This is a genomic window from Mycobacterium sp. (assembly GCF_046330795.1).
Classification (GTDB): domain Bacteria; phylum Actinomycetota; class Actinomycetes; order Mycobacteriales; family Mycobacteriaceae; genus Mycobacterium.
On sequence record NZ_JAXLSA010000003.1, the window covers coordinates 1 to 25,468 of the forward strand.

Consider the following 25,468-nt stretch of genomic DNA (forward strand, 5'->3'; position numbering starts at 1 on the left):
ATCCCGACTTCTGGGACGCAGGAAGTGGTTACGGGCGTGCCATCAACGCCCAACGGCTAGGTCGAATGCTCAATCAGGCCGCCAAGATCCATAGTGTTCGCGAGCGACGCAACGGACCACGCGGGTTCAAGCGTGCGCAGTTTCAACTTGCATGGACGCGACTGGGCATCGACCGGGGGGTATGACTCGGAGCACTCGGTGCACTCGGACAGCTCGGAGCGCCATTCTTGATCCGAGTGCTCCGACTGATCCGAGTGTTCCGAGTGCGTTGAAGGGGGTCAACATGCGAGAACGTGAAATACCCCTTGAGCGCGCGAATTGTATTATTGATGCGAAAGGAGGTTGTTCGTCAATGGCATCGAACAATTACCAATACGCATTTTCCGGGTCGATATTGAGTGAGGACAGCTCGGTGTATTCCTATGGCAGGGTTCAGATCGAGTTTCCACACGATGCGCTATGTCCTGATTGCACTACCCCAGTCGTATGGGTCGAGGACGACGAGCCTGACCATCCGTACATTGGCCACGTCTATCACGATGCCACTTGCCGCTACGTCCGCGATGGCACAGGCGAGGTTGCGCCAGGTCGGAAGTACCGATGACGTACGACGCCCGACTTCTGCGAGCCGATCACATCAACCTGCAAGACGGAATTGTGCTTGACGTAGACGGCGTCCCGTGCGGTGTGGGCAACGATACGAAGATCCCCCTGAAACCATTCAACCCACTCGACGAGCCCGAGGTCTACGACGTGTCGCTAGAACTTCCCGAGGTGGGACAGGAAACAGTCGACTTTTGGCGCAACGCACAACGGCGCCCACCGAAGGACGATTAGAGCGCCCTCAGTGCGTTTGTGCGCTCCGTTTAATTGCGCGACGAGTGAATAGTCGCACGGGAATTTCAGGCGACCGTAGCGTACACGTCGCTATTGAACCTCGAATTTCGAGCGATTACATTGGTCGTTACGCCCACCGCGCGGCAAGCGGTCGTCCGACAGGACGTTAAACAAGGAATGTGCCGACGGGCCTTGTACGGATATCTCCAATAGAAACTCTCCCATGAGCGCACGCGTGCACTGCGCTATGACCCGCTGACGAACCGGCAGCGCGAGGCGATGGGAAACACCAATCATTCATCGAGTGCGCTGAAGCGTGCTCTCTCCCAAAGGAACACAACATCATGACTAAGGTCATTACCCCTACTAGCCCCGAGGCATGGGCGCTAGATGTACTCGGCGTCGCTCCCGAGCAGACGATTCCACAGTCGATTCTGATTCAGGCGACGACTAAGGCCGGCGAGGTAGAAGGTGACGACGTCTTCGTACGCGTGCCGATGATCAACCTGGATGCCGACACCGGCTTCGTGCCCGAGGGCAACGACATTCCCGAGGCTGACCCCGACCTGTCGGAATTGGTCATCGCCACGGGCAAGATCGCTGTCCTGGTGCGGATTTCGCGTGAGCAGTTGGTACAGCCCGCTGCTTCGGAGGTCGTCAGCAATGAGATTCGACGGTCGGTGCTCAAGAAGGTCGACTGGGCATTGCTGCAACAGCCCGCTCCGACTGCACCGTCCACGTTCCCGCCCGCAGGCCTGATCTCTCACGCGGTGTACGCGGGTGTGGTCCAGGACAACCTGGATGCGGTGGTCGATGCCGTCGCATTCATCGAAGGTCTGGGCGGGTCGTGCACCAACATCATCGCGGCACCGGACGCATGGGCCAAGCTGGTCAAGCTGAAGACGGCTACGGGATCAAACCAGTCGCTCATCGGTGCGGGCACGGAATCGGCACAACGAACGCTGCTCAGCATTCCGGTCAACGTCACCAGTGCGATGACCTCAGGGCAGATCCTCGCGGTCGACAAGACCAAGACCCTGTCCGCTTATGGGTCGATCCAGGTCGCACGAAGTGAGCACGCCTACTTCAACTCCGATTCGTGGGCACTGCGCGCCACGCTGCGATTCGGGGCTGGATTCACCGAAGTGGGCGCGGGCTTGCTGCTCGACGTTGGTCCGGTCGACGAGACGCCGTAACAATTGAATAGCTCCACCCTCGTGCTGCACCAGGCGGTGGTGCGCCGACCTCGAAGGGCGATGCTCCCCAACCTACTGGCATCGCCTTTCTTGGTGGGTGACCCAACATGAGATGTAGCAGTAGTACCTCGCACATGCGCTGCACGCGTATGGTGTGACCTGTTGCAGTGCAGTAAGATTGACGTTCTGTGCTGTTGGGTTGTGATGTCATGTCTCTTACGATTGATGCATGACGAACACGACCAGCCCCCTCGAAATCTATTCGATCAACGATGCCGACGAATCCGACCCTGACCCCATCTACGAAGGCGACCATGAAGGCATGATCAAGGCCTTTGGTGATGTGTCCCTTGACTTTCTGTTTCACGATGACGACATGGGCACGAACGTCTACAACGTCGTACGCGCCGATGGGGTCGTGCTCGGTGTCGCGTACCGCGACTGACCACACACCACCCGACCGCCTGCACCCGCGCCTCACGCGTGCGTGTGGGCGTTCTGGTATGCGCGCTAGGCCAACGACCCTGGCACCCACCCCCTCGTACGGCACTGGCGGGCGCCGCAGGGTCTTTGACGCTCGCACTGTGTACGGGTTACGAAAGTTTAATTGAAAAGGCTTCGTATATATGCGATTTCGGCTACTACCTCGCCGTATTCGCTCTCAAACTCGCTATTGCACCCTCGAATTAATCGCGGTATACGCGTGTGGGCGCGCTCAGAGCGCCTGTGCGTGCTCCGCGCATTGCGCCGCGTGTGGCGCGTCATTGCGCACGTGTGCGGGCGCACACGTTGCCCTCAGGTACCCAAGATCACAAGTCTGCAGGAGCTGTGCGATGCGGTGGTGCTGCCCGTTAGTAGGACCTCATCAGTTTGCCTACACCGAACAGAGTCGCCACCAGATCGGCAACGAGTTGTTCCTTTTCGCCGATCACGTCGGTGAGCTTGCGGTGCTCCAACTCCTTCGAGGTGAACCACTCATGCAGCTCGGCAGCACCATGGACGCTTAGGCCTTTAATCCTCTTCCGAACCTTCGTGAATCCCGCACCAACGAGATCGCCTGTCCGGCTGGGTATGACGCCGTATTCATCGCGCAGGAAGCTGTTCGACGTGTCCGCGAAGGATGATAGCGCGGCATAGGCATCGGTCAGATCGCGCGCCGCCGCGACGATCTTCTTGTGAGCTGGTCGCGAGGAATCGTATGTAACATAGGGCAAGTCGCGGATACCGCCTGGCTTGACATTGATGTACCCGCCCGCCATCGCCTCGCTGTTGTACATCTCCTTGAAATATGCCGTCATCACCGGGCTGTTCAGCAACGCTGTTGCATAGAACAATTCGTCAATATCGTCGGTCGTGACGAGCACCGTCGACTTGCCCGCGTAATACGCCTTGTGCGGGTCGGGGAATGCCTCAATCACGGTCGCCATGCCCGCGATGATGATCCGCGGATGGTGGAGCCACGGCTTCTGTGGCGCGGTGGCTTCGGTGATCACCGGGGCGTCATAGGACTTCTTGATGTACTGCGTACGGTACTTGCCCCACGTCGTCGTGTACCGATCGATGGTGCCAGTGTTGATGAATTTCAACTGCTTGGCTGTGGGATGACGCGAATCGACCAGCCTATCCGCCACCAAATAAGCCTCATTGACCGTTGCCGCGGAATGGACCTCAAGGCTCTGGCCCAGCCGGTCGAATTTCGACAGTGCTGCCAACAGTTTCCGGTCCTTCGCCAGATATTCGGTCCAGTTGACGGTGTAGGTCGGCATGAATTTGCCGGGCTCTTGGACCAGTGGATCCAGGCTCCGGGTCACGGTGACGCGCCGGTCGTCGGCGCCGATGTCGCCACCTTTCCGCACCACCAAGATGACCGGGTACACGTCGGCGTCCGCGAATACCTTCTCGCGCGATACATCAACGATCTCCTCGAGCTGAAAACTCGAATCAATATGCGAACGAAGGGTTTTGGCGTAGTCAGCTCCCAATACCTTGTTCGGGATGATGTAGCTGAACCGGGCGTTCGGCTCATCCTTCAGCATGGACAACGCCTTCTCGACAAATGGTACGAACAGGTCCCAGTTGCCGGAGGCTGTGTCGTAGTGGTTCGCGATCCACTGCCGCTCGGTCGGGATGTTGAGGACCATCGTCTCGGAGTCCACGTAGGGCGGATTTCCGAGCACCACGTCGAAGTACGGAACGTTCGGAAAGGCAGTTTCCCAGTCGAATGCCTTGTCCCCCACGATCCGTGGAGCGTCGATCAGGCTGTTGCCCGCCTTGATGTTGTCGTCGAGGAACGTCAGCGGCTTGTTCTTTTGAGCGGTCTTCAGCCACAGGCTAAGCTTTGTGATCTCGACGGATTCCTCGTTCACGTCGACGCCGAACAGGTTCTTGCTCAGGATGTCTCGGACGTACTCATCGAGGCTGGCGAAGTTGCCGCCGAGGATCAGGTCAACACGTTGATTTTCCGCGAGCAGGTAATCGAAGACGGCCACGAGGAACGCGCCGCTGCCGCAGGCCAGATCCAACACCTTGATGTTCTGCAAAATGTCCTGATAGGCCAAATAGGCTGTCCGCTCGCGGTTCGCGTAGTTTTTCTCGGTCAACCCGCTGTGGAGCCGGTACTCGTCGCGGAGCCTGTTCTCCGCCTCTCGAAGGTATGCACCCACGGTGCTGCGGACCATGTATCGGACGATCGGGTCGGGCGTGTAATAGATACCGTCTCGCCTGCGCCTGCCAAGGGGCTCGGTTTCCGGTAGCTGTATGTCGAACGGGTGGTCGTTGTTCCATATCAGGCGCCGGAGTTCCTCGAGATCGGTAATCGACTGCTCGAAAACGTGGCCAAGGATATTGACCGGCAAATCGTCGGCATAGTTGTAGTTGCCGAGCCCGGCGAGGTGGCGCAGCGGGCCGTCCGAAATCACCAGCTGGTCGAGCGCCGCGTTCTCTTTGAACAGGCCGCCGTTGTAACCGTCAGGGATGCCCAGCCGCTTGCTGCCCTTGTCGATGCGGCTGAAGAAGAGCTTGAATTCTTCCCACATGTCGCCACTGCTGTGGGGCGAATCCTCCGCCCACTGCACGACCCGCGTGAGGGTGTCGTCGGGGAGCAGGCCCCCATCTTCTGCGAAGCAGATGAACATGAACCGGTCGATGATTGTCTGCGCGTACTGGATGGCGTCGTCGAAGTGCGAGTGCATATCGGGGTTGTTGCGCCAGATGTCGCGCAACAGGTCGAGGCGAAGGTCGCGGTAGTCGGCATAGAACCGCTTGCCGATGTCTTCCTGCTCCTGGCGGATGTCGCTCAGCAACAGCTCGGTGTTCGACTTGCCGTGCGCCGCGGTGAAGTTGTCGGCGTGCATCAAGACGTACCAGGTCTTGAACTTCAGGTAGTCGTCCGCCGGGTCGATCAGATCCGCCAGCGTCCAGACCTCGCGGTCGAGCTGGTTGTCGTTGTACAGGCGGAACTCGTAGAAGTTGCTGACGACGACGAAGGGACAGGAGCGGTACTGCGTCTTGTAGTTGAACCCCTGCTGGACCGGACTCTGGTTGCGCTTGCCTTGCTGCGGCCGGTCGAGGTTCACCGACGCGCCTTTCAGCTCGACGACCGCGAAGATGTTGTCGACGCCCGCTGGGGTGTCGGTGTGGCGGATTACCGCGTCGGGGAAGTCGCCAGTGGCCGACGTGTCCTTCGGCTCGAACGTGTACGGGTTGGCCGGCTTCTCCTTGTAGCCGAGGATCTTGATGAAGAAGTCCCTGTTATATGCCTGCTCGCGGCTCGTCTCCTTGTCGGTTTTCAACGAGCCGTGGTGATAGTCGTCGTACCAGGTCCGGACAAGGTCGATCGCCCACTGCACCTGATCGGTCGGAATCTTCTCCGCCCTTTCGCGCAGTCTGTTCTTGCCGAACAACCTCGCCATACCCTCAAGCTTAGAGGGACGGTACGAAGCATCCGCCGTGATCCACGCGAGCAAGTCGCTCGTCGAGTGGTCGGACTCTCTCATGATCCAATCGTCAAGATCGGTGCCGACAATTAAGTGACCGCCCGGTGGGTTATACACACCCCGGAATCACGGCCGGGCCGCCCGAGTGATCTTCGCGGCCTCGCGCTCAGCGGCCCACTTCGTGAACTTGGCCTTCAGCTGCGTGACGTCCTTGGTGGCGAACGAGTAGCGCGACCCCGATCCCACACCTTGCGCTGTGGCGCGCAGGAACACACGCAGCGTCTTCGGGTCGGTGCCCAGGCGTTCGGCGACGGCCTTGGTGGTCAACGAGTTGTCGGCGGGTGTGGTCATTGTGCGCTCCTTAGTTAGATGTGCTTACTAAGCAACGCTAAGAGACTTCGGGAGCGAGTCCAAAATAGGACTTGTGACCTGCGAGGTTGTCACATTCGATGTTGCAACCGACGTCACCAGACTGTGCGAAACGACATCGAACGACACTGAACGCAAAACACGTGAAATGGGCAGCAAGGCAACGACTTTGAACGTACGCAGGGATACGTCATCGGACGCGTCAAGGCAGCTTGGGAAGCTGATGTTCTGCCATTGAACTACATCGGCACTGCTGAGGAAGGATAGCAACCCGCGGTACACCCGCTGCAACGCGCGGGTCCGGGCGGGGGAGCGCCAGACGTGAAGCTATCCGGCCAACCGCAGCTCATGCTCGACCACTTCGGCCGCCGCCCGCTCACCGGAGCGCACCGCGCCGTCGATGAACCCGTACATGACGGGCGAGGATTCCGTTCCGGCCCAATGGATTCGGCCGCACGGCTGCCGCAGCGCCGGCCCGAACTCGGTGAGCACGCCGGGCGGTGCGTGGGCGATCATCCCACCGCCCGAGTAGCGCTCCACCGTCCAGTTGTGTTCGACGTAGTCGATCGGCGACATCGCCTTCTGGCCGAAGCGCTCCGCGACCGCCGCCAGGACCGCCCGGCGGCGTTCGGCGTCGGACAGGGTGCACAGGTGCCGCGCTTCGGGGCCCTCGGTGATGACGGTGAGAACCCCCGGACGGCCGACGTCGGTGCAGGAATCGATGGTCAGGTTGGCCGGCGAGCCCGGCGAGAACGACTGGCCCGAGAGCCCGTCGGCCCGCCAGAACGGCTCGTCGTAGACCAGGGCGATCTTGAAGACCGCACCGCTGGGCATCCGCTGATGCAGGAAGGACCGATCCACCGACAGCATCGGTTCGTACCGGATCTGCGCGGCGATGGAGACGGGCACGGCGACGATGACGCGGCGTGCGCGTACCTCCATCCTCTCGGAGCGCACGGTGGCACCGGCGGCGTCCTGGCTGATCGTGTGCACCGGCTGCGACAGGTGGACGGTGTCACCGAGCACGGCGGCCATCTTGCGGTGGATCGCACCCATGCCGCCCACCGGCCGCGCGTCCTCGGCGGCGTCCTTGACGCCCAGCACGAAGCTGGGGCCGCCGGCCGACGCCATCTGGTGCAGAACGAAGAGCAACGACACTTCCGAGGCCGCCGAGGTGTACAGGCCGGACACGGCCGACTCCAGCAATTGCCGCGCCGGCGTCGATAATGTGTTGCCGTCCAACCACTTCGACCATGTCAGCTGATCCCACTTGCGGGCCTTGGGCGCCTCCCACGGCGCGTCGAGCGGGATCGATCTGCACATCTGCGTGAGTTCCAGGAAGACCGCACCGATGTTGGCGACGGCGAACGGACTCATGGACAACGGGATGGTGCCCTTGTAGCGGTAGGACTTGCCGTCGACGTACATCATCGCCTTGCCGTCGACGTACTGCTTGTAGCTGGGCACCCCGAACTCGTTCATCAGCGCGTAGATGCGGTCCTGGCCGGGCCCGATCCACGCGCCGCCGCGGTCGATCCACGTCCCGTCGTCACGCGTCACCGTGAAGGTGCGACCGCCCACCCGGTCGCGGGCTTCCAGGAGCGCCACCGTGTGGCCGCCCTGCTGAAGTCTCAGTGCGGCGGTCAGACCGGCGAAGCCGGCGCCCACCACGCAATAGTCCACGTCATCCATGACGTCCCCCGAATCGACGCTGTGTACGTATTGTCCGCGGCCACGCGGGCCCTGGTGGCCGAATCCGGATGTTCGAGTGGGCAGCCGATACGCTCACCGGGTGCTGCTCTCCGATCGCGACATCCGCGCCGAACTGGCCGCCGGGCGCCTGGGCATCGACCCGTTCGACGACAGTCTGATCCAGCCGTCGAGCGTCGACGTCCGCCTGGACAACCTGTTCCGGGTGTTCAACAACACCCGCTACACCCACATCGACCCCGCGCAGCGGCAGGACGACCTGACGACGCTGGTCGAACCCAAGGAGGGCGAACCGTTCGTCCTGCATCCGGGGGAGTTCGTGCTCGGGGCGACGCTGGAGCGCTGCACCCTGCCCGACGATCTCGCCGGCCGGCTGGAGGGCAAGTCGTCGCTGGGGCGTCTGGGGCTCCTCACCCATTCGACGGCCGGGTTCATCGACCCCGGCTTCTCCGGGCACATCACGCTCGAACTGTCGAACGTCGCGAACCTGCCGATCACGCTGTGGCCCGGGATGAAGATCGGCCAACTGTGCCTGCTGCGGTTGACCAGTCCGGCCGAACATCCCTACGGCAGTGCGAAAGTCGGCTCCAAATACCAGAACCAGCGTGGCCCGACGCCGTCGAAGTCCTACCAGAACTTCATCAAGCTGGATCAGTGAGTTTGGTCAGGTCGATCACTTCGCCACGATTGATGCTGACCCAGTCCCGGCCGTCGATGTAGGGCTTCAGGCTGCGCCCGATCAGCGCGGCATCGGCGGCCGTCTTGGGCCGCTGCAACTCGTAGACGTGCGGCAGCTCGGCCATCCCGGAGACGACCTCCCACAGTCGCAGGGCTGCCGGTCCGGTCGGCGGATCCACCAGGACGGGACCGAACAGGCACTGATCGCCGAAGAACAGCGTGGGCACGCCGAACCCGCCGGCGTCGATCACGCGCTGATGGTCGGCCCGCACCTCATCGTGGGTGGTCGGATCGGCCAGGGCCGCGTCGAAGACGTCGTCGGCAGCGCCGATCTCCGCGAGGAGCCGCCGCGCGACCTCGGGATCGTGCGGTTTACCGCCCAGCGTGTGCAGCTCGTGGCCGATCGCCGCGTACCACCGGTCCAGCAGCTCCGGATCGATCCGCCGCAACAGCGCGCCGATCCGCATCAGTGACCAGCCGTACGACCAATCACGCTCCCACGGGTGCTTCTTGCCCTCGACCCGGTTGACCTCTTCGAGGCTGAAGAATCGCCAGTCGACCGCGATGCCCAGCTGAGCCCGGACATCGCGGATCCACAACGAGGTCTGGTACGCGAACGGGCACATGGGATCGAAATGGAAATCCACCCGTCCAGCATTGCACGGGTACGGTTGTAGCTACCGGACTTCGGGGGTCCCGGTGGACGCGGGAAACATAGCGGATTCATAGCCGATGCTGCTGTAACGCTGCAGGTGGCGGCGTCGATATAGGTTCAAGGGGCCGTGTGCCCGCAACGTCCGAAGCAGATCATGCAGCAAACACGGATGGAGGGACAGTGGACATCGCACTCGGTGTGTCGATGACGCCCACGACGGTCCGCATAGCGCTGGTTGAAGGGGAAAACGCCGACGGCGTGACGGTTGATCATGATGTCTTCGACATCAACGCCGAGGGGTCGTCGGCAACCGCTCCTGAGCAAGTTGTCGCCGCCATCCAGGGCACCCGCGAGAGCGCCGCGGAGGGCGGGCATCGGCTGGCCGCCACCGGCGTTGCGTGGCGTGATCACGACGACGCGGCCCGGCTTCGCGAGGCCCTGGCCGCCCAGCACATCGACGACGTCCTGCTGGTCTCCGAACTCCATGCCGCCGGTGCGCTGGCCGAGGTCGCGGGTCGCGCCGTCGGCTACCAGCGCACCGCGCTGATGCTCCTGGACGGTGACACCGCCACCGTCGCAGTGGTGGATACCGCCGACGGCTCGATCACCCGGGTCGAGCGGCAGGACCTGCACACCGAGAACGCGGTGGCACGGCTGACATCGATGGTCAGTGCGCTGGAGAACCTCGATCAACCGCCGGAGGGCGTGTTCGTCGTCGGATCCGGGCTCAGCGTCAGCGCGCTGAAGCTGCAGCTGGAATCCGCCACATCCCTGCCGGTCAGTGCCCCCGATGAAGCCGGGGTGGCATTGGCCCGCGGTGCCGCTCTGGCCAGCGCGCGAGCGCCCAAGTTCGAGGCCGCGACCATCGCCGCCGGACATTCACCCGACGACGACGGCACCACCGCCGGCGCGGTGGCACTGGCCTACAGCGATATGGGTCCCGACCCGGATGATCTCGCGCTGGCCGACGAGCCGATTGCCGTCGAACCCATGGCCCTGGAGACGCTCGCTCCGCCGGTACGCAAACCGTTCCTGCTGGTGGGCAGCGCGATGACGGCCCTGTTCGTGGTGGGCGTCGCGGCGTTGGTGATCTCGCTGGCCGTGAGCATCCGCCCGACGGTGGACCAGCGGCCCAACCCGGCCGAGTCCGCCGTCGTCGCACCGCACATCCCGGCGCCCGTCGCCGCGGTGCCGGCCGCGCCCGTCGCGCCGTCGGTGCCCCCCGAGACCATCCCGGCGCCCGTGCCCGTCGTGCAGGAGGCACCCGAACCGCAGGCGCCGCCACGCACGGTGTTCGTCGAAGCACCTGTGCAGGCCGCACCCGCGCCCGCCGCGCCAGCTCCCGCACCCGCTCCCGAAGCGCCCGCCCCGGCGCCCGCCGCAGTTCCGGCTCCAGCCCCGGCCGCGCCCGCCCCGGTGATCGCGCCCGTGCCGGTCATCGCTCCCGTCATCCCGGCGCCGGTGTACATGCCCCGATTGCCGAGCTTCCGGTGGCCGTGGGAACAGCAGCAGACCACGCCGCCGAAACAGCAGTGGCCGGGACAGCAGAGCCCGCCGTCGCAGCAATGGCCCGGACAGCAGACCCCGCCGTCGCAGCAGTGGCCGGGGCAGCAGGGGCCGGGTCAGCAGAGTCCGCCGTCGCAGGAATGGCCGGGTCAACAAGGCTCGTCGCCGTCGCAGGAATGGCCGGGTCAGCAAGGCTCGTCGCCGTCGCAGCAGTGGCCTGTGCAGCAGAGCACGCCGAAGCAGACTGCGCCGCAATGGGATCCGCCCCAACAGCAATCGCCCAGCCAACAGTGGCCAGGCTCCAGCTCAGGTAGCCACGGTTCCGGCGGCGGAAGCGGGCCCAAGGGTGGAGGTTCGGGCAGCGACAGCCCGTTGTGGCCCTGGAACTGGGGACGCTAACCGGCTGGTCACCTGGCGTTAGCCTGGTGATCAGTGTCCCGACGCGATCAGCTCACCCGGCGCGCCTATACAGGAGCCATGCGTTGCACCGTCTTCGGTACGGGCTACCTGGGGGCCACCCATGCAGCCGGGATGGCCGAACTCGGTCATGATGTGCTCGGTGTCGACATCGACGCCGGCAAGGTCGCCAAGCTGGCCAGCGGTGAAGTGCCGTTCTTCGAACCGGGTCTGCGAAAGTTACTGGGCGACAACATCGCTGCCGGCCGGCTGCGCTTCACCACCGACTACGACCTGGCTGCCGAGCATGCCGACTTGCACTTCCTGGGCGTCGGGACGCCGCAGAAGAAGGGCGAATACGGCGCCGACCTGCGCCATGTGAACGCCGTGATCGACGAACTGGTGCCGCGGCTCACCCGGTCGTCGGTGATCGTGGGGAAGTCGACGGTGCCGGTGGGCACCGCGTCCGACCTGGCTCAGCGGGCGCGGGCACTGGCCGCCCACGGCGTGGACGTGGAAGTTGCGTGGAACCCGGAGTTCCTGCGCGAAGGGTACGCCGTTCAGGACACCTTGCACCCGGACCGGATTGTGCTTGGTGTGCAACGGGATTCGATCCGGTCGGAAGCGGCGGTGCGCGAACTGTACGCCACCATCCTGGCCGACGGTGTGCCGTTCCTGCGAACCGACCTGCAGACCGCCGAACTGGTCAAAGTGTCCGCCAACGCCTTCCTGGCGACCAAGATCTCGTTCATCAATGCGATCTCCGAAGTGTGTGAGATCGCCGACGCAGACGTGACACTGCTGGCCGATGCGCTGGGTTTCGATCCGCGCATCGGCCGGCGTTTTCTCAACGCAGGACTGGGTTTTGGGGGCGGCTGCCTACCCAAGGACATCCGCGCCTTCATGGCGCGCGCCGGTGAACTCGGGGCTGGCAACGCGCTGGCGTTCCTACGCGAGGTCGACAGCATCAACATGCGCCGGCGCACCCGGATGGTCGAGCTGACCGCGGCTGCCTGCGGCGGTTCGGTGCTGGGCGCTAACATCGCGGTGCTGGGGGCGGCATTCAAGCCCGAGTCCGACGATGTGCGCGACTCGCCGGCACTCAATGTGGCAGGCATGCTGCAACTCAACGGCGCCGCCGTCAACGTGTATGACCCTCAGGCGCTGGAGAATTCACGACGGGTGTTCCCCACACTGAACTACTCCACGTCGGTGGCCGAGGCCTGCGATCGGGCCGATGCCGTGCTGGTCCTGACCGAATGGCGCGAGTTCGTCGACCTGGACCCCACCGAACTCGCCGACGTGGTGTCGGCCCGGGTGATCGTCGACGGACGGAACTGTCTGGACGTGGCGCGCTGGCAGTCGGCCGGCTGGCAGGTGCATTGTCTGGGTCGGCGGCTGGAAAGCGTCTAGCCTCTACAGAGTGGACTTCGCAGCCGAGTTCCTCGACCAGAACCGATTGTTCAGTGAACTGATTGCCGCCGGCGATCCGGCCACCCCGGTGCCGACGTGCCCGGGCTGGACACTCAAACAGCTGTTCCGCCACGTCGGCGGGGGTAACCGCTGGGCCGGGCAGATTGTCAGTGATCGGATGCAGGAGGCGCTGGCGTTCGACGCTGTGCGTGATGCCCGCGCGCCGGCCGACCCCAGGGCGGCCATCGACTGGCTGGACGCGGGTGCACGCATCCTGGTCGCCGCCGCCGCGGCAGATCCAGACATCCAGGTGTGGACGTTCACAGGCCCACAGCCGGCCCGCTGGTGGGTCCGGCGCCGACTGCACGAGGTGGTGGTGCACTGCGCGGATGCGGCCATCGCCATCGGTGCGCCCTTCGATCCGTATCCGGCGCTGGCGGCCGATGCGCTCAGCGAATGGCTGGACCTGGTGATCACGCGGATGCCCGACCTCGGTGGGAAGTCGATCCACCTGCACGCCAACGACGACGGCCTGGGGCAGGCAGGCGAATGGACCATCGCGAACGGGGCGCTGACCCAGCAGCACGGCAAGGCCGACGTGGCCCTGCGCGGCCCGGCCACCGACCTGCTGCTGGTGACCACGCGGCGCCGCCAGGTCGACGACACGAGGGTCGAGGTGTTCGGCGATGCCGCCCTGCTACACAGCTGGCTGGCCGGGATGGCATTCTGACCAGTCATGAGCACATCCGAGATGGCCACCGTGCTGGCGTGGAACGACGCATTGAGCGAGAAGAACCTGGGCACGCTGGTCGATCTGTCCAGCGACGATATCGAGATCGGCGACTCGGGCGGCGCGGCCCAGGGGCTGGATGCGCTGCAGGAGTGGGCGCGGACGTTTCCCTCGACCATCACGGTGGGCCGGGTGTTCGTGCACGACGGCACCGTGGTGGCCGAGCAGACTCTGGGTGACGGCAGCACCGTCGCATCGGCTTTCCGGGTGGTGCACGACCAGGTGACGGCGGTATTCCGGCACGACGATCTCGAGGCGGCGCTGGCTGCTACCGATCTGACCGAGGACGACCAGGAGTAGCCAGGGCGGCGGCGATGGCCGTGGTCAGCGGTACCGACAGCGCCAGGGCGATCCCGCCGACCGCCGAGCGGGCGATCTCGATGGCCACACTCTCGCTGGTCAGCACATCACCCAGGGACCGGTTCGCGACGCTGAACAGCAGCAGCAGTGGCAGGGAACTGCCGGCGTAGGCCAGCACCAGGGTGTACACCGTGCTGGCAATGTGGTCGCGCCCCACGCGCATGGCGCCCGTGAATACCGTTCGGCGCGAGACATTCTCACCCATCGCGGCGAGTTCGAACACCGCCGAGGCCTGCGTCACGGTGACGTCGTTGAGGACACCCAGCGAGCCGATGATGAAGCCGGCCAGCAGCAGCCCGGTGATCGACACGTGGCCCAGATAGGCGGCCACCTCGTTGTTCTGGTCTTCCGACAGGCCCGTCAGATGCGCCAGTTCGATTGCACCCCAGGATAATCCGGCCGCCAATAGCAGCGCGGTCAGCGTGCCCAGCAGGGCCGCGCTGGTGCGCAGGCTGACGCCGTGGGCCAGGTAGATGACCGCGTAGAGGATAGCGGCCGAGGCCACCAGCGCGACCGGCACGGCCGGTGCGCCGTCGCGCAGGGCCGGCAACAGGAACACGACCAGGACGCCGAAGGCGACGACGATGCCGATCAGCGCACGCAGGCCGCGCCACCGCGCCACCGCCACGATGACGATCGCGAAGGTCAGCGCCAGTGCGATCAACGGCCAGGTGCGCTCGTAGTCGTAGAACCCGTAACTAGTGGTGCCCTGACCGTCGACCTGGCGGATGATCCGAACATGTTCACCGGCAACCAGATTCGGCTGGCCCGGTCCCGGGGTGAATTCGAGCTGGGTGGTGGCGCCGCGATTCGGGCCGGAATCGATCCCAATCTGGTTGAACACGCACTGACCGCTGCCCGGGATGCCGGGTGCGGGCGCAGCGGTGAGCACCTGGCCGGTGGACGGGCTGCCGCAATCGCCGAGTGTGCTGGAGATGACGTGGCCCGCCTCGGTGGTGACCGCACCGCCCGACGCGTTCTGGAACGGCAGCGGGATGTCGACCTTCTGCTGACTGGGCCACAGCAGGGCGGCACCGGCGACGACGACGAACCCGATGGCGACCAGCAGACCGACGACTACCTTGGCGGCCAACGGCCCCAACGGAATTGGGCCGTCGTGGGAATGCGAGTGCGAGTGGGCCACGCTACTGGCGGTCGGTGTTATTGGTGGTAGGAAGCCAGGAAGTTGCCGAGCCGCTCGATCGCCTTGGCCAGATCGCGCGACCACGGCAGGGTCACGACGCGCAGGTGATCCGGATTGGGCCAGTTGAAGCCGGTGCCCTGAACCACCAGGATCTTCTCCTGCAGCAGCAGATCCAGCACGAGCTGCTCGTCGTCGTGGATGTCGTGGACCTCGGGGTCCAGCCGCGGGAACGCGTACAGCGCGCCTTCGGGCTTGACGCAGGACACCCCCGGGATCTCGTTGAGCTTGGTCCATGCGACGTCGCGCTGCTCGAGCAGCCGTCCACCGGGCAGCACCAGGTCGTCGATGCTCTGATGGCCACCCAGGGCCACCTGAATGGCATGCTGCGCAGGCACATTGGGGCACAGGCGCATGTTGGACAGCAGGTTGATGCCCTCGATGAAGCTGCTGGCGTGCTCCTTCGGGCCGGTGATGACCAGCCAGCCGGACCGGTATCCGGCCACCCGGTACGCCTTCGACAATCCGTTGAACGTCAGGGTGAGCAGGTCCGGGGCGACCGACGCCATGCAGACATGCTTGGCGTCGTCGTAGAGGATCTTGTCGTAGATCTCGTCGGCCAGGATCAGCAGCTGGTGCTTGCGGGCCAGCTCCGCGATCTGCTCGAGAACCTCGCGGCTGTACACCGCGCCGGTCGGGTTGTTCGGGTTGATCACCACCAGCGCCTTGGTGCGTTCGGTGATCTTGGATTCAAGGTCGGCGATGTCGGGCTGCCAGCCCTGGGTCTCGTCGCACAGGTAGTGCACCGGTGTTCCGCCGGCCAGCGAGGTCGACGCCGTCCACAGCGGATAGTCGGGTGCGGGAATGAGTACCTGGTCGCCGTTGTCGAGCAGGGCCTGCAGCGTCATGGTGATGAGTTCGGAGACGCCGTTACCCAGGTAGACGTCGTCGATGTCGAACCGGGGGAAGCCCTCGACCAGTTCGTAGCGGGTGAACACGGCCCGGCGGGCGCTGACGATGCCCTGGGAATCGGAGTAACCCTGCGCATTGGGCAGGGCCTGGATCATGTCGCGCATGATCACGTCGGGCGCCTCGAAGCCGAACGGGGCGGGGTTGCCGATGTTGAGCTTGAGGATGCGGTGACCTTCGGCCTCGAGGCGGGCGGCCTGGGCGTGCACCGGCCCGCGGATCTCGTAGAGGACGTCCTGCAGCTTGGTGGACTGCGTGAAGACCCGCTGACGGTTGGTGTGGCCGGTGTTTTGCCACGGCAGCTGGTGTGTGGTCACGCGATCGATTCTCCCATGGTGGGCCAAGTGGTTTTTCCACACTTGCCGCCGTTGGTCGCTGCCCGGTTTCGATTCGGCGACGTCCGGGATACAACGCGGCGTTTCGTTTGCTCGACGGCTTTTGCAGCGGAAATGGCCTGCTAATTTCAGCTAACAATAGCCACATGAGTCGCAGGGGACCCACGGTGAACGTATCTCGAATGCTCGTCGCAACGCTGGGCGCGGCTTGTCTGGCCGCCGTCGGTTCGCCTGCGATCGCCCAGGCGGACGCGGTGCTCAACGGCCAGTACACCGTCGTCGGAGGCGACGAGGCCACCTTCGGCTGGACCGTGGCCTCCGCGTGCGGCGGCAACGGCTGCACCGCCAACGTCGCCAGCAATCGCGGCTGGACCAGCGTCGGGACCTACACCAACGGCCGGCTCGCCTTCACCGTCACCAAGCCCGACGGGTTCGTGTGCGCCGACGGCAGTTCTGCGCCGGTACTGATCTCCTACGAGGTCGATGCGGTGTCGTTGGCGGGTATCGGCACGGCCGACTCCAACGGCCAGTGCCCGGGCGGCGTGATCAACCGGGTGCCGTTCCAGCTCCGCAAGGTCGCCTGACCGCATCGCTGTAGTTCCAGTCAGCGTCCTCTGCGGGATCTACTCGCACGTTGTCGCAGGGACGGCTGACTCGATGTCGACGAAGTGCTAGCGCTTGCCGGGCCGGCGGGTGCCGGGGGCGATACCGAGCCCGACCACCGGCGCCTCGTCGGCGACCACCGCAGGCTCGGCTGCTGGTGCCTCCGCTGCGGGCTCCGGCTCAGCCGCCGGGGCGGGATCGGCGGCCGGTGCGGGCGCCGCAGCAGCAGGTGCGGCCTTCTTGGCGCCGGGTCGCTTGGCGCCGCTGGCCATGCCGAGTCCGACGACGGGCGCCGCGGGCTCGGCCGGCGCAGCGGGTTCCGCGGCCGCAGCCGGTGCGGCGGCCGGAGCAGCGGCAGTCGGCGCGGCGGCTGCTGATGCGCTCTTCTTCGCACCGGGACGCTTGGCGCCGGTCGCCATACCCAGTCCGACGGCGGGCGCCGCCGGTGCCGATTCCGCGGCGGGCGCTGAGGCTTCAGCAGTGGGAGCCGCGGCCGCCTTCTTGGCGCCCGGTCGTTTGGCTCCACCGGCCATGCCCAGACCGACCGCGGGTGCCGCCTCGGCGGCCGGTGCCGCGGCCTCAGCGGCTGGAGCGGCCGGCTTCTTGGCGCCGGGACGCTTGGCCGCACCGGCCATGCCCAGGCCGGTCACCGCCTTCGTCGCTGCGGCGGGCGCGGCTGCGGCCTTCTCGGCGACCGGCTCGGTGATCGTCTCGGTGACCACCGGCGCGGCGGCCTCGACCTCGGCGGCCCGCGCGGCCGCAGCTGCCGCAGCGGTTCCCTTGGCGGGCAACGTGATCGACGTCAGATCCAGCGAACCCAGCAGCAGCTGAGCCACGTCCAGAACCTCGACCTTCTCGGTATCCCGAGCGGCGGCCACTTCGTCGACGCCGTCGGTCATCATCACGCGGCAGAACGGGCAGCCGGTCGCGATCTTCGCCGCACCGGTGTCGATCGCCTCTTCGGTGCGCTCGGTGTTGACGCGCTTGCCGAGGTGTTCTTCCATCCACATCCGGGCACCGCCGGCGCCGCAGCAGAAGCCGCGGTCGGCGTGCCGGGGCATCTCGGTGAGCGTGGCACCGGCATCGCCGATCAGCTCACGCGGTGCGTCGTACACCTTGTTGTGCCGGCCCAGGTAGCAGGGATCGTGGTAGGTGACGTTCTGTTCCAGCGAGTTGACCGGGACCAGCTTCTTGTCGCGGACCAGCCGGTTGAGCAACTGGGTGTGGTGCAGAACGGTGTAGTTGGCGCCGATCTGCTTGTACTCGCGGCCCATCGTGTTGAAGCAGTGCGGGCAGGTGACCACGATCTTGCGGTCCACCGTCTCGACACCCTCGAACAGGTCGTTGATGGTCTCGATGTTCTGGGCGGCCAGCTGCTGGAACAGGAACTCGTTGCCGGCGCGGCGCGCGGAGTCGCCGGTGCAGGTCTCGCCGTCGCCGAGCACCAGGAACTTGACCCCGGCCACCGAGAGCAGCTCGGCCACGGCCTTGGTGGTCTTCTTGGCGCGATCCTCGTAGGCGCCGGCGCAGCCGACCCAGAACAGGTACTCGAAGCCGTCGAAGCTCTCGACGTCCTTGCCGTGGACGGGGACGTCGAATTCGACCTCGTCGATCCAGTTGAGCCGCTCCTTGGCGTTCTGACCCCAGGGGTTGCCCTTGTTCTCCAGGTTCTTGAACAGCACACCGAGCTCGGAGGGGAACTCCGACTCCATCAGCACCTGGTAACGGCGCATGTCCACGATGTGGTCGATGTGCTCGATGTCGACCGGGCACTGCTCGACGCAGGCGCCGCAGGTGGTGCAGGACCACAGCACGTCGGGGTCGATCACACCGCCCTGTTCGGCGGTGCCGACCAGCGGGCGGACGGCCTGCTCGGGACCCGAGCCGGGAACGCGGCCGAAGCCGGATTCGGGGACGTGGTGACCCTCTTCCTTGACCGTCTCCATGTCCAGACCCTCGAGTTCATGGGTCTTACCGCCGATGATGTACGGCGCCTTGGCGAACAGGTGGTCGCGCAGGTCCATGATGACGAGCTTGGGCGACAACGGTTTCCCGGTGTTCCAGGCCGGACACTGGGATTGGCAGCGACCGCACTCGGTGCAGGTCGCCATGTCGAGGTTGCCCTTCCAGGTGAAGTCCTCGATCTTGCCCTTGCCGAGGATGGCGTCCTCCGGGGGATCGTCGAGGTCCAGCAGTTCGCCGTGGTACTCCAGTGGCAGCAGGGGGCCGAGACCGTTGGGCAGGCGCTTGAAGGTGACGTTGATGGGCGCCAGGCCGATGTGCAGGTGCTTGGAGTGCAGCACGATCAGCAGGAAGGCCAGCATGACGCCCAGGTGCGCCATCAGGGCGCCGGATTCCAGCCACACGTTGGCGGTCTCACCCAGGGGGTGCAGCAGCTTTGCCATCCCGTCGGAGAAGAACGCCCCCGACTGGTAGGGGAAGTCGTTGCCCAGCACGTTCACCGCGGCACCGCGGAACACCGCATAGGTGGCGATGACCAGGAAGATCATGATCAGGATGGTCCAGGCGCCACCGTTGTGCGAGCCATAGAATCGCGACTGCCGACCGAGTTCCTCGGGATTCTTGCGGATCCGAATGGTCGCGAACACGATGATGCCGGCCAGCACAGCGACGGCGAAGAAGTCCTGGAGGAAGCCCAGCGCCGCCCACCTGCCGACGAACGGGATGTGGAACGTGGGGTTGAACAGCACCCCGTAGGCCTCGAGGTACACCGAGCCCAGGATGAAGAAGCCCCACATCGTGAAGAAGTGCGCGATGCCGGGGATCGACCATTTCAGGAGCTTCGTCTGCGCGAAGACCTCCTTGTTCTGGTTGATCATCCGCTTGACGAATTCGTTCTTGCGGCCCTTCTCGTCCTTGACGGGCTGTCCGGAGCTGATCAACGTGGTCAGCCAGAGGACGCGCTTGGCGGCGAACGCGAGCACGATCACCGTCGCGGCCAGGGCGAGGATCATTCGCCACAGCCCCAGGGTGTGTTCGAGATTCTCGAGACTCTCCACCGAACGCCTCCATATCGCTGGTTACCCGTGGGTAACTTAAGCATGGTTACTCGCGAGTAACTTGGCTTCTGTCAGCTCATAGTGACATTTGTGAATATCGGGGCGCTACCGAGGCTTACCTAAGTTAGGGCCGAATGTGGTGGCCGTCTCAGGATTGCGTCACACCCACGGGGGCCAGGATCGCCCGCAACATCGACAACATCTCGGACCGTGACTCGGCGCCGAGCCGGCGCCGGATCCGGGCGACGTGATGCTCGACGGTCTTGGCCGAGATGAACAGCTGGGCGCCGATGTCGCGATACGGCATGCCGAGCAACAGCAACTCGGCCACCTCGCGCTCGCGCTCCGACAACGGCGACTGTCCCGGCGGCGCCGGCCGGTGGGCACTCGGGCCGGCCGGACGGCCGGGCTCCTCGGGCAGATCGGCCGCCAGCTTCATGTCCCGCGCGATCTGCAACATCGACCCGGACGTGCGGGCGTCGTCGGCCTGCAGCGCGGCCTCTCCCGCCAACCGGGTCGCGTCCCAGGTCAGGCCATGGGCCGCCAGGCCCTTGGCGGCGGCGCCGACGGCGTCGGGGTCGACCTGGCGGGCCAGCACGCGCAACCAGGCGCGACCGGCCGTCGCCAGGACCGTCGCGAATCCGCTGTCCGTGGCGGCGCCCGCCAGCGCCTGCCCGTGCGGTGCCATCGCGCCGGGCGAGCCCGCCAGGATCGCCGCGTGCACGCCCGCCCAGTGCAGCGGCAACGACCACGCCGGCGGGTCGCCCAGCGCGTGCAGCACCGCGAACGCCTGATCCACTGCGTAGTGGATCCGATCGCTGTGCTGCAGCCGCTCGGCGCAGATCCACAATTCGCCCAGGGGCAGCAGGCAGTACAGGTCGACGGAATAGTCGGCCAGCTGCTCCATGGCGCTGAACCAGTGCTGCGGCAGCGCGCCCGTGTCACCGGTGCGCCTCGCCAGGGCGGCCCGCAATGTCGACAACCACAGGGCCTCGCGCCGATGCAGCGTGGCGGTGCCGGCTTCGGCTGCCTCGACGTCGAGCGCCGCGGCGCCCAGTTGGCCGTCCTGCATCCGCATCCAGGCCCGCAACAGCCGATGCCGCGGCCCGAACACCGGATCGTCATCGCTGAGCTCCACCGCCCGGCCGATCACCGCCCGGGCCCGCACGGCGTCACCGGCATGCAGCGCGGCCAGAGTGGTCAGCGCGGCGGCACTGTCGGGCATTGCCAGGTCCGCTGCCGCCGCGGGCCCCAGCGCCTGTCCCAGCCGGGCCGCCGCGGTCGAGTACGGCTGGTCGAGGGTCATCAGCAGACCGTCGGCCAGGCTGCGGACGGCCCGCGCCGTCGATGTCGGCGGTCCGGAGCCCGTGCCGGCGGCGAGTTCCCGGGCCGGGCCGGGCTGGCCCGCGCCGACCAGGACGACGACGCCCGCGGCGCTGGTCTCCGGGCCGGGCGCGCCGCCGTTGGCGGCCAGCCAGTCGAACAGGTCGGCGGCGTGGCCGGTGTTGCCGTCGTGGGCCGCGACGCTGGCGGCGATCCGGACCGCCGCGCCCCGATGCGCACCCTCGGCGGCGAGCAGGCCGTCGGCCAGGACGGCCGCAGCGGTGCAGTCGCCGCTGCGGGCCAGGGCATCCGCCAGGCGGACTTCCAGGTCCGGCCCGTCGGCCCCGGCCCGCACGGCGGCCCGCAGCAACCGAGCGGTCGCGGCGGGCCGGGTGGTCTGCCGGGCGCGGTCCTGCAGGGTCTGTACCAGGTGGGGGTCGCGCAGTCCGTGCTCGGCCAGCGCGAGCGCCAGATCCGTTGAGAGAGAATGCTTTTCGATCTGAGTCCGCAGGAGTTCCGACTCGATCGCCCGGTGTCTGGTGGCGCCACACACCAGTGTCGCGCAGCGGTGCACCATCGCCGCGAACCGGGCTCCGTGCAGCGGATCGAGCAGGCCCGTCGCGTGGCAGCGGTCCACCACATCGGCCGCCGTGTCGGCCGGCAGCTCCAGCGCCGCAGCCACGTCCGCCGCGCCCAGGCCGGATGTCAGCGACAGGATCACCAGCGCCGAGAGCGCATCGGCATCGAGTCGCCGCAGCCGCTCGGTGAGTGCGGTCTCCACCACGCGGGCCGGCCCGTCGGATGTCCAGCCGGCCGCGGCGGCCGTCACCAGGAACGGCAGGCCCGCCGTCAGCGCCATGACGTCGTCCATCGCCTCGGGGTCGGTGGTCGCCAGGCGGCGGGCGACCTCGGGGCGCGGCCACGGGACCAGGGGGATTCGGGGCTGCTCGCGTTCGATGGCCGACATCAGCGCCCGCAGTTCGGGGTGCTGCTCCCGGGGTTCGCTCGCGACGATCACGGTTGCCGCGGGATCCTCCACCGACTCCTCGAGGTCGCGCAGCTGGGCGGCGGTGAGCAGCTGCGCATCGTCGATCACGGTCGCCGCGGCGGCGTCGCCCGGGTGAGTGCGCACGGTCCGCCCGGCGGCTCGCAGCGCTTCCCGCACAGCGGCGACGACCGTGGACTTGCCGGTGCCGACCCCGCCGGTGATCAGGAGCTTGACCGGAGCGGCGGGATCTGCCGTGAGCGCGCCGAGCAGTGCCTGCGCGGCCGGCGGCAACTCGGTCACGCCGGTAACTCGACCCCGGGCAAGGTCGTCACGATCTGCGGGGCTTGGACGGTGGGGGCGGCAGGAACCGTCAGCTCGGGTTTCGGCATCGAGATCGTCGTGACGGGCGCCTGGGTGGTCACCGGTGCCTGCGTGGTCACCTGCGCCTGCGTGGTGACCGGCGCTTGCGTGGTGACGGGTGCCTGTGTGGTGACCGGCTGCGTGGTGGTCGGGGGCGCCTGCGTCGTCGTCGGCGGGGCCTGCGTGGTGGTCGGCGGTTGCGTCGTGGTCGGCGGCTGGGTGGTGGTCGGTGGCGTCGTGGTGGGCACGGTCGTGGTCGTTGTCGTGGTCGGGGTGGTCGTCGTTGTCGTCGTCGTGGTTGTGGTGGTCGTCGTGGTGGTCGTTGTCGTCGTCGGCGTGGTGGTTGTCGTGGTGGTCGGCTGCGTCGTGGTCGGCACGGTGGTGGTCGTGGTCGGCGGCGGTACGACCGACGAGGTGACCTCGCCGTTGGTCCCGGTGTACGTCATGGTGGCGCTGGTCGCGGAATCGAAGACGGTGGTCAACACCTCGCCGTTGGGCAGCGTGATGGTGGTGGTGACCGGACCCGAGATTCCACTGCTGCCGGAGGTGAGTGTCACGGCGAGGCCGCCGCCCGCCAGCAGTGCGGCCGCAGCCGCGGCGCCGAACAACAGCGCGGGCTTGCGGTACCAGGCGAGCGAGTCGGTGCCGGTGGCGTACTTCTCGGTCTCCTGCTCGAACTCCATGGGCGGGCGGGCGGCCGCGGTCCCGGTGGCTGCTTCGTAATCGAAATCTGGTTCAGGGCCCTGAAAATCATCGAATTCGCCCGGGTAGGGCGGTACCGGCGGGCTGCCGGGTTCGTCATCCTGGGACCACGCCAGGGCGCGGAACGTCGCGGACGGCGAACCGTCGCTCGAGGACTGTGAGGCGGCGGCGCCGGCCGTGCCCGCGGCCCATGCCGCACTGGACAGTCCGGTCGGCATGTCCGCGGCCTGCGCGAGCCCCGTCGGCGCGTCCGGCGAGACGGCGGGGTCGGCCATCGCCGCGGCGCCCAGTGCGGCAGCCAGGCCGGGGTCGGGCAGGGTCACCACCGGCGCGCGCAGTTCCTCGGACAGCCGCTGGGTGATCAACGGGATCGCGGCACCGCCGCCGACCGTCGCCACCGCAGAGAGGCTGGCGGCCGGAATTCGGTTGCGCTCCAAGGCATCTGCGAGCGCATCGAGGAAACCGGCCAGCGGTTGTTCGAGCAGGGCTTCCAGCTCGGGCCGGGTCATCCGGAAATCCGTTGTCACGCCCGGTAATTCGACCGGGATGACGGTAGCGGTCTCCGCGGACAGACGCTCTTTGGCGGCCCGGCACTCGCCACGCAACCGGGTCAGCGAGCCCACCGCGGCGGTGCTGGCCGGGTCGGCGTCCGTGGCCTCGGCGGTGCCCTCGAGGACGTAACTCAGGATGGCCTGGTCGATCTGCTCACCGGAGAGGTCGCCGTACCGGACGATCTCCCCGATGGGCTGCAGCTGCGCACCCGCGTCGGCCAGCGCGATGGTGGTGCCGCTGCCCCCGAAGTCGCACAGCACGACGACCCCGTTGCCGGGCAGGCCCGGGCCCGCCTGCAGGGCCGCCAGCGCGGCGGCGGAATCGGGGACCAGCACCGGGTCGGCACCGTTGACCACCAACGCCCGCCGGGTGCGCAGCGCGCCGCGCAGTGCACCCACGGTGGCCGGACCCCAGTGCGCGGGCACCGCGACCGTGATCCGGTCCGGTTCCGGGGGGGCGCCGGCGCCGACGTAGGTCCCCATCGCGGCCAGGGCGTCGGCGGCCAGTGCGTCACCGCGATACGAGCTGCCGTCCTGCGCGACGAGGGGGATGGGGTCGCCGACTCGCTCGACGAACCCCCACATGACGCGTCCGTGTTCGGTCAGACCCGGGTTCTCGCTGGGCAGGCCGACCTCGGGGGGCCGGTGATCGAAGAGGGTCAGAACGGACCGCCGGCGGATCGGCGCGCGCCCGGCGCGGGCCGCGGCCAGGTTGGTGCTGCCGATCGACAACCCGAGTGTGTCGCTCATGCTGCGATTGCCCCTAACGTCATGTCCCGACACGCCACGATAACCGGCCGCGGGCCGTACCCATGGGAACCCGGACCTTCATCCCCCTATGTGGCGACACCCCCTAACGGGCAATCCCCTAACGCGATGTCGACGGGGATGGGTTTCGCACCGATCCCTCGGGCGACGATGATCGCTAGCATTCGTGCCATGGCCAACGAGTTGCTGGACTTCGTGATGTCGCTGGTACGCGACCCCGATGCCGCTGCCCGTTACCACGCCGACCCCGCCCAAGCCATCGCCGATGCCCATCTCAACGGTGTGACCAGCGCGGACGTCAACAATCTGCTGCCGATGGTGTCGGAGTCCCTCACCTCCACGACCCCGACCCCGGGGCTGTCCGGTCACGGCGACGCGAGCGTGTGGACAAGCGGCGCGGCCACGGCCGCGTTCGACGCGTTCACCCCGCTGGTTCCTGCCGGCCACGACATCGTCGCGGTATCGGCGGTCGTGGACCCGGGTGTGCAGCCCGCCGAACTTCCTGTCGGCCACGACCACGCCGCACCGTTCAGCGACGTCGCGGCGGTGCCGGCCGGGTTCGACAGCGATTCCTACCAGCCCCCCGCCGACGGCCCGGACGCCGGCCATCCGGCGGACGGCGGCTGGGAGGCCTGGGAGCACGATGGTGCCCAGGCGGCCGATTGGCCGGGTACGCACCACGCTGCCCACCCCGGTTTCGACCACTTCGCATAGCCTCCGAGCTGCCTGAATTCGCCATTTCCCCCATGGCATAGCTCTGCCCCCAGCAATCCCCTAATCCCCTAATGCACATCGCCGCAATGCCCCTAGGGATGGCCGTCGACGAGGGGCGGGAACCCCGTTTCAGCAAACTCCCGGCGCCC

18 protein-coding genes and 1 pseudogene are annotated in these 25,468 nt (G+C 66.5%); 10 read left to right on the top strand and 9 right to left on the bottom strand.

Features of this window, described 5'->3' with window-relative positions:
* From U0R18_RS11360 to U0R18_RS11370, 3 genes and pseudogenes are all read left to right on the top strand, one after another.
* Positions 1-185 (top strand): annotated as a pseudogene (locus U0R18_RS11360) (DUF3631 domain-containing protein); the annotation flags it as partial.
* A gap of 996 nt (positions 186-1,181) precedes the next feature.
* Positions 1,182-2,033: a phage major capsid protein gene (locus tag U0R18_RS11365; RefSeq protein WP_526368317.1), complete on the top strand. Its 852-nt coding sequence runs from the start codon at positions 1,182-1,184 to the stop codon at positions 2,031-2,033.
* Between the two features lie 229 nt (positions 2,034-2,262).
* On the top strand, positions 2,263-2,478 hold the full coding sequence (locus U0R18_RS11370; RefSeq protein ID WP_526368319.1) for a hypothetical protein: 216 nt from the start codon (positions 2,263-2,265) through the stop codon (positions 2,476-2,478).
* 406 nt (positions 2,479-2,884) lie between these two features.
* Here U0R18_RS11370 and U0R18_RS11375 read toward each other — a convergent pair whose 3' ends face one another.
* The 3 genes from U0R18_RS11375 to U0R18_RS11385 form a co-directional block, all read right to left on the bottom strand.
* Entirely contained in the window at positions 2,885-5,944 is a 3,060-nt protein-coding gene (locus U0R18_RS11375) for an Eco57I restriction-modification methylase domain-containing protein (RefSeq protein ID WP_526368321.1), read from the bottom strand.
* Positions 5,945-6,094: 150 nt separating this feature from the next.
* Positions 6,095-6,319 (bottom strand): hypothetical protein, encoded by a 225-nt coding sequence (locus U0R18_RS11380; RefSeq protein WP_526368323.1) that lies wholly within the window; start codon positions 6,317-6,319, stop codon positions 6,095-6,097.
* Positions 6,320-6,664: 345 nt separating this feature from the next.
* A complete protein-coding gene (locus U0R18_RS11385) occupies positions 6,665-8,029 on the bottom strand; it encodes a flavin monoamine oxidase family protein (RefSeq protein ID WP_526368325.1) in 1,365 nt (454 codons plus the stop codon).
* A 100-nt stretch (positions 8,030-8,129) separates the two neighbouring features.
* Here U0R18_RS11385 and dcd point away from each other — a divergent pair, with 100 nt between their 5' ends.
* The gene (dcd, locus tag U0R18_RS11390) at positions 8,130-8,705 is read left to right on the top strand and encodes a dCTP deaminase (protein WP_526368327.1); all 576 of its coding nucleotides are present in this window, start codon (positions 8,130-8,132) and stop codon (positions 8,703-8,705) included.
* On the opposite strand, the gene U0R18_RS11395 is transcribed toward dcd, so the two are convergent.
* Positions 8,689-9,372, bottom strand: a complete 684-nt coding sequence (locus tag U0R18_RS11395; RefSeq protein WP_526368329.1) for a mycothiol-dependent nitroreductase Rv2466c family protein — start codon at positions 9,370-9,372, stop codon at positions 8,689-8,691. The genes dcd and U0R18_RS11395 overlap by 17 nt on opposite strands.
* Positions 9,373-9,560: 188 nt before the next feature.
* Here U0R18_RS11395 and U0R18_RS11400 point away from each other — a divergent pair, with 188 nt between their 5' ends.
* The 4 genes from U0R18_RS11400 to U0R18_RS11415 all read left to right on the top strand — a co-directional run bounded on the left by U0R18_RS11400 (position 9,561) and on the right by U0R18_RS11415 (position 13,785).
* Positions 9,561-11,285: a DUF7159 family protein gene (locus U0R18_RS11400; protein ID WP_526368331.1), complete on the top strand. Its 1,725-nt coding sequence runs from the start codon at positions 9,561-9,563 to the stop codon at positions 11,283-11,285.
* 78 nt (positions 11,286-11,363) lie between these two features.
* Positions 11,364-12,695, top strand: coding sequence for a UDP-glucose dehydrogenase family protein (locus tag U0R18_RS11405; RefSeq protein ID WP_526369465.1), 1,332 nt, complete (start codon positions 11,364-11,366; stop codon positions 12,693-12,695).
* Positions 12,696-12,705: 10 nt separating this feature from the next.
* Positions 12,706-13,425: a maleylpyruvate isomerase family mycothiol-dependent enzyme gene (locus tag U0R18_RS11410; protein ID WP_526368333.1), complete on the top strand. Its 720-nt coding sequence runs from the start codon at positions 12,706-12,708 to the stop codon at positions 13,423-13,425.
* A 6-nt stretch (positions 13,426-13,431) separates the two neighbouring features.
* A complete protein-coding gene (locus tag U0R18_RS11415) occupies positions 13,432-13,785 on the top strand; it encodes a nuclear transport factor 2 family protein (RefSeq protein WP_526368335.1) in 354 nt (117 codons plus the stop codon).
* Here U0R18_RS11415 and U0R18_RS11420 read toward each other — a convergent pair.
* Complete coding sequence (locus U0R18_RS11420) at positions 13,754-14,989, bottom strand: YibE/F family protein (protein WP_526368337.1); 1,236 nt, start codon at positions 14,987-14,989, stop codon at positions 13,754-13,756. The genes U0R18_RS11415 and U0R18_RS11420 overlap by 32 nt on opposite strands.
* Positions 14,990-15,006: 17 nt before the next feature.
* Positions 15,007-16,299, bottom strand: a complete 1,293-nt coding sequence (locus U0R18_RS11425) for a pyridoxal phosphate-dependent aminotransferase (protein WP_526368339.1) — start codon at positions 16,297-16,299, stop codon at positions 15,007-15,009.
* A gap of 137 nt (positions 16,300-16,436) precedes the next feature.
* On the opposite strand from U0R18_RS11425, the gene U0R18_RS11430 reads away from it, so the two are divergent.
* Positions 16,437-16,874, top strand: a complete 438-nt coding sequence (locus U0R18_RS11430; protein WP_526368341.1) for a hypothetical protein — start codon at positions 16,437-16,439, stop codon at positions 16,872-16,874.
* Positions 16,875-16,961: 87 nt separating this feature from the next.
* On the opposite strand, the gene U0R18_RS11435 is transcribed toward U0R18_RS11430, so the two are convergent.
* The 3 genes from U0R18_RS11435 to U0R18_RS11445 all read right to left on the bottom strand — a co-directional run bounded on the left by U0R18_RS11435 (position 16,962) and on the right by U0R18_RS11445 (position 24,587).
* A complete protein-coding gene (locus U0R18_RS11435; protein ID WP_526369467.1) occupies positions 16,962-19,868 on the bottom strand; it encodes a (Fe-S)-binding protein in 2,907 nt (968 codons plus the stop codon).
* Between the two features lie 193 nt (positions 19,869-20,061).
* Positions 20,062-22,524: an isoniazid response ATPase/transcriptional regulator IniR gene (gene iniR, locus U0R18_RS11440; RefSeq protein WP_526368343.1), complete on the bottom strand. Its 2,463-nt coding sequence runs from the start codon at positions 22,522-22,524 to the stop codon at positions 20,062-20,064.
* Positions 22,521-24,587 (bottom strand): Hsp70 family protein, encoded by a 2,067-nt coding sequence (locus tag U0R18_RS11445; protein ID WP_526368345.1) that lies wholly within the window; start codon positions 24,585-24,587, stop codon positions 22,521-22,523. Before U0R18_RS11445 ends, iniR begins: the two co-directional genes overlap by 4 nt.
* Positions 24,588-24,776: 189 nt before the next feature.
* On the opposite strand from U0R18_RS11445, the gene U0R18_RS11450 reads away from it, so the two are divergent.
* Positions 24,777-25,319, top strand: a complete 543-nt coding sequence (locus tag U0R18_RS11450; RefSeq protein WP_526368347.1) for an Rv0340 family IniB-related protein — start codon at positions 24,777-24,779, stop codon at positions 25,317-25,319.
* Positions 25,320-25,468: the final 149 nt, after the last annotated feature.

Excerpts from the sequence above, each read along its gene's own strand:
- U0R18_RS11380 (WP_526368323.1), bottom strand. The coding sequence starts at position 6,319 with ATGACCACACCCGCCGACAACTCGTTGACCACCAAGGCCGTCGCCGAA.
- U0R18_RS11430 (WP_526368341.1), top strand. The coding sequence starts at position 16,437 with ATGAGTCGCAGGGGACCCACGGTGAACGTATCTCGAATGCTCGTCGCA.
- U0R18_RS11365 (WP_526368317.1), top strand. The coding sequence starts at position 1,182 with ATGACTAAGGTCATTACCCCTACTAGCCCCGAGGCATGGGCGCTAGAT.
- U0R18_RS11375 (WP_526368321.1), bottom strand. The coding sequence starts at position 5,944 with ATGGCGAGGTTGTTCGGCAAGAACAGACTGCGCGAAAGGGCGGAGAAG.
- U0R18_RS11435 (WP_526369467.1), bottom strand. The coding sequence starts at position 19,868 with ATGATCCTCGCCCTGGCCGCGACGGTGATCGTGCTCGCGTTCGCCGCC.
- U0R18_RS11445 (WP_526368345.1), bottom strand. The coding sequence starts at position 24,587 with ATGAGCGACACACTCGGGTTGTCGATCGGCAGCACCAACCTGGCCGCG.
- U0R18_RS11370 (WP_526368319.1), top strand. The coding sequence starts at position 2,263 with ATGACGAACACGACCAGCCCCCTCGAAATCTATTCGATCAACGATGCC.
- U0R18_RS11385 (WP_526368325.1), bottom strand. The coding sequence starts at position 8,029 with ATGGATGACGTGGACTATTGCGTGGTGGGCGCCGGCTTCGCCGGTCTG.
- U0R18_RS11405 (WP_526369465.1), top strand. The coding sequence starts at position 11,364 with ATGCGTTGCACCGTCTTCGGTACGGGCTACCTGGGGGCCACCCATGCA.
- U0R18_RS11450 (WP_526368347.1), top strand. The coding sequence starts at position 24,777 with ATGGCCAACGAGTTGCTGGACTTCGTGATGTCGCTGGTACGCGACCCC.
- U0R18_RS11415 (WP_526368335.1), top strand. The coding sequence starts at position 13,432 with ATGAGCACATCCGAGATGGCCACCGTGCTGGCGTGGAACGACGCATTG.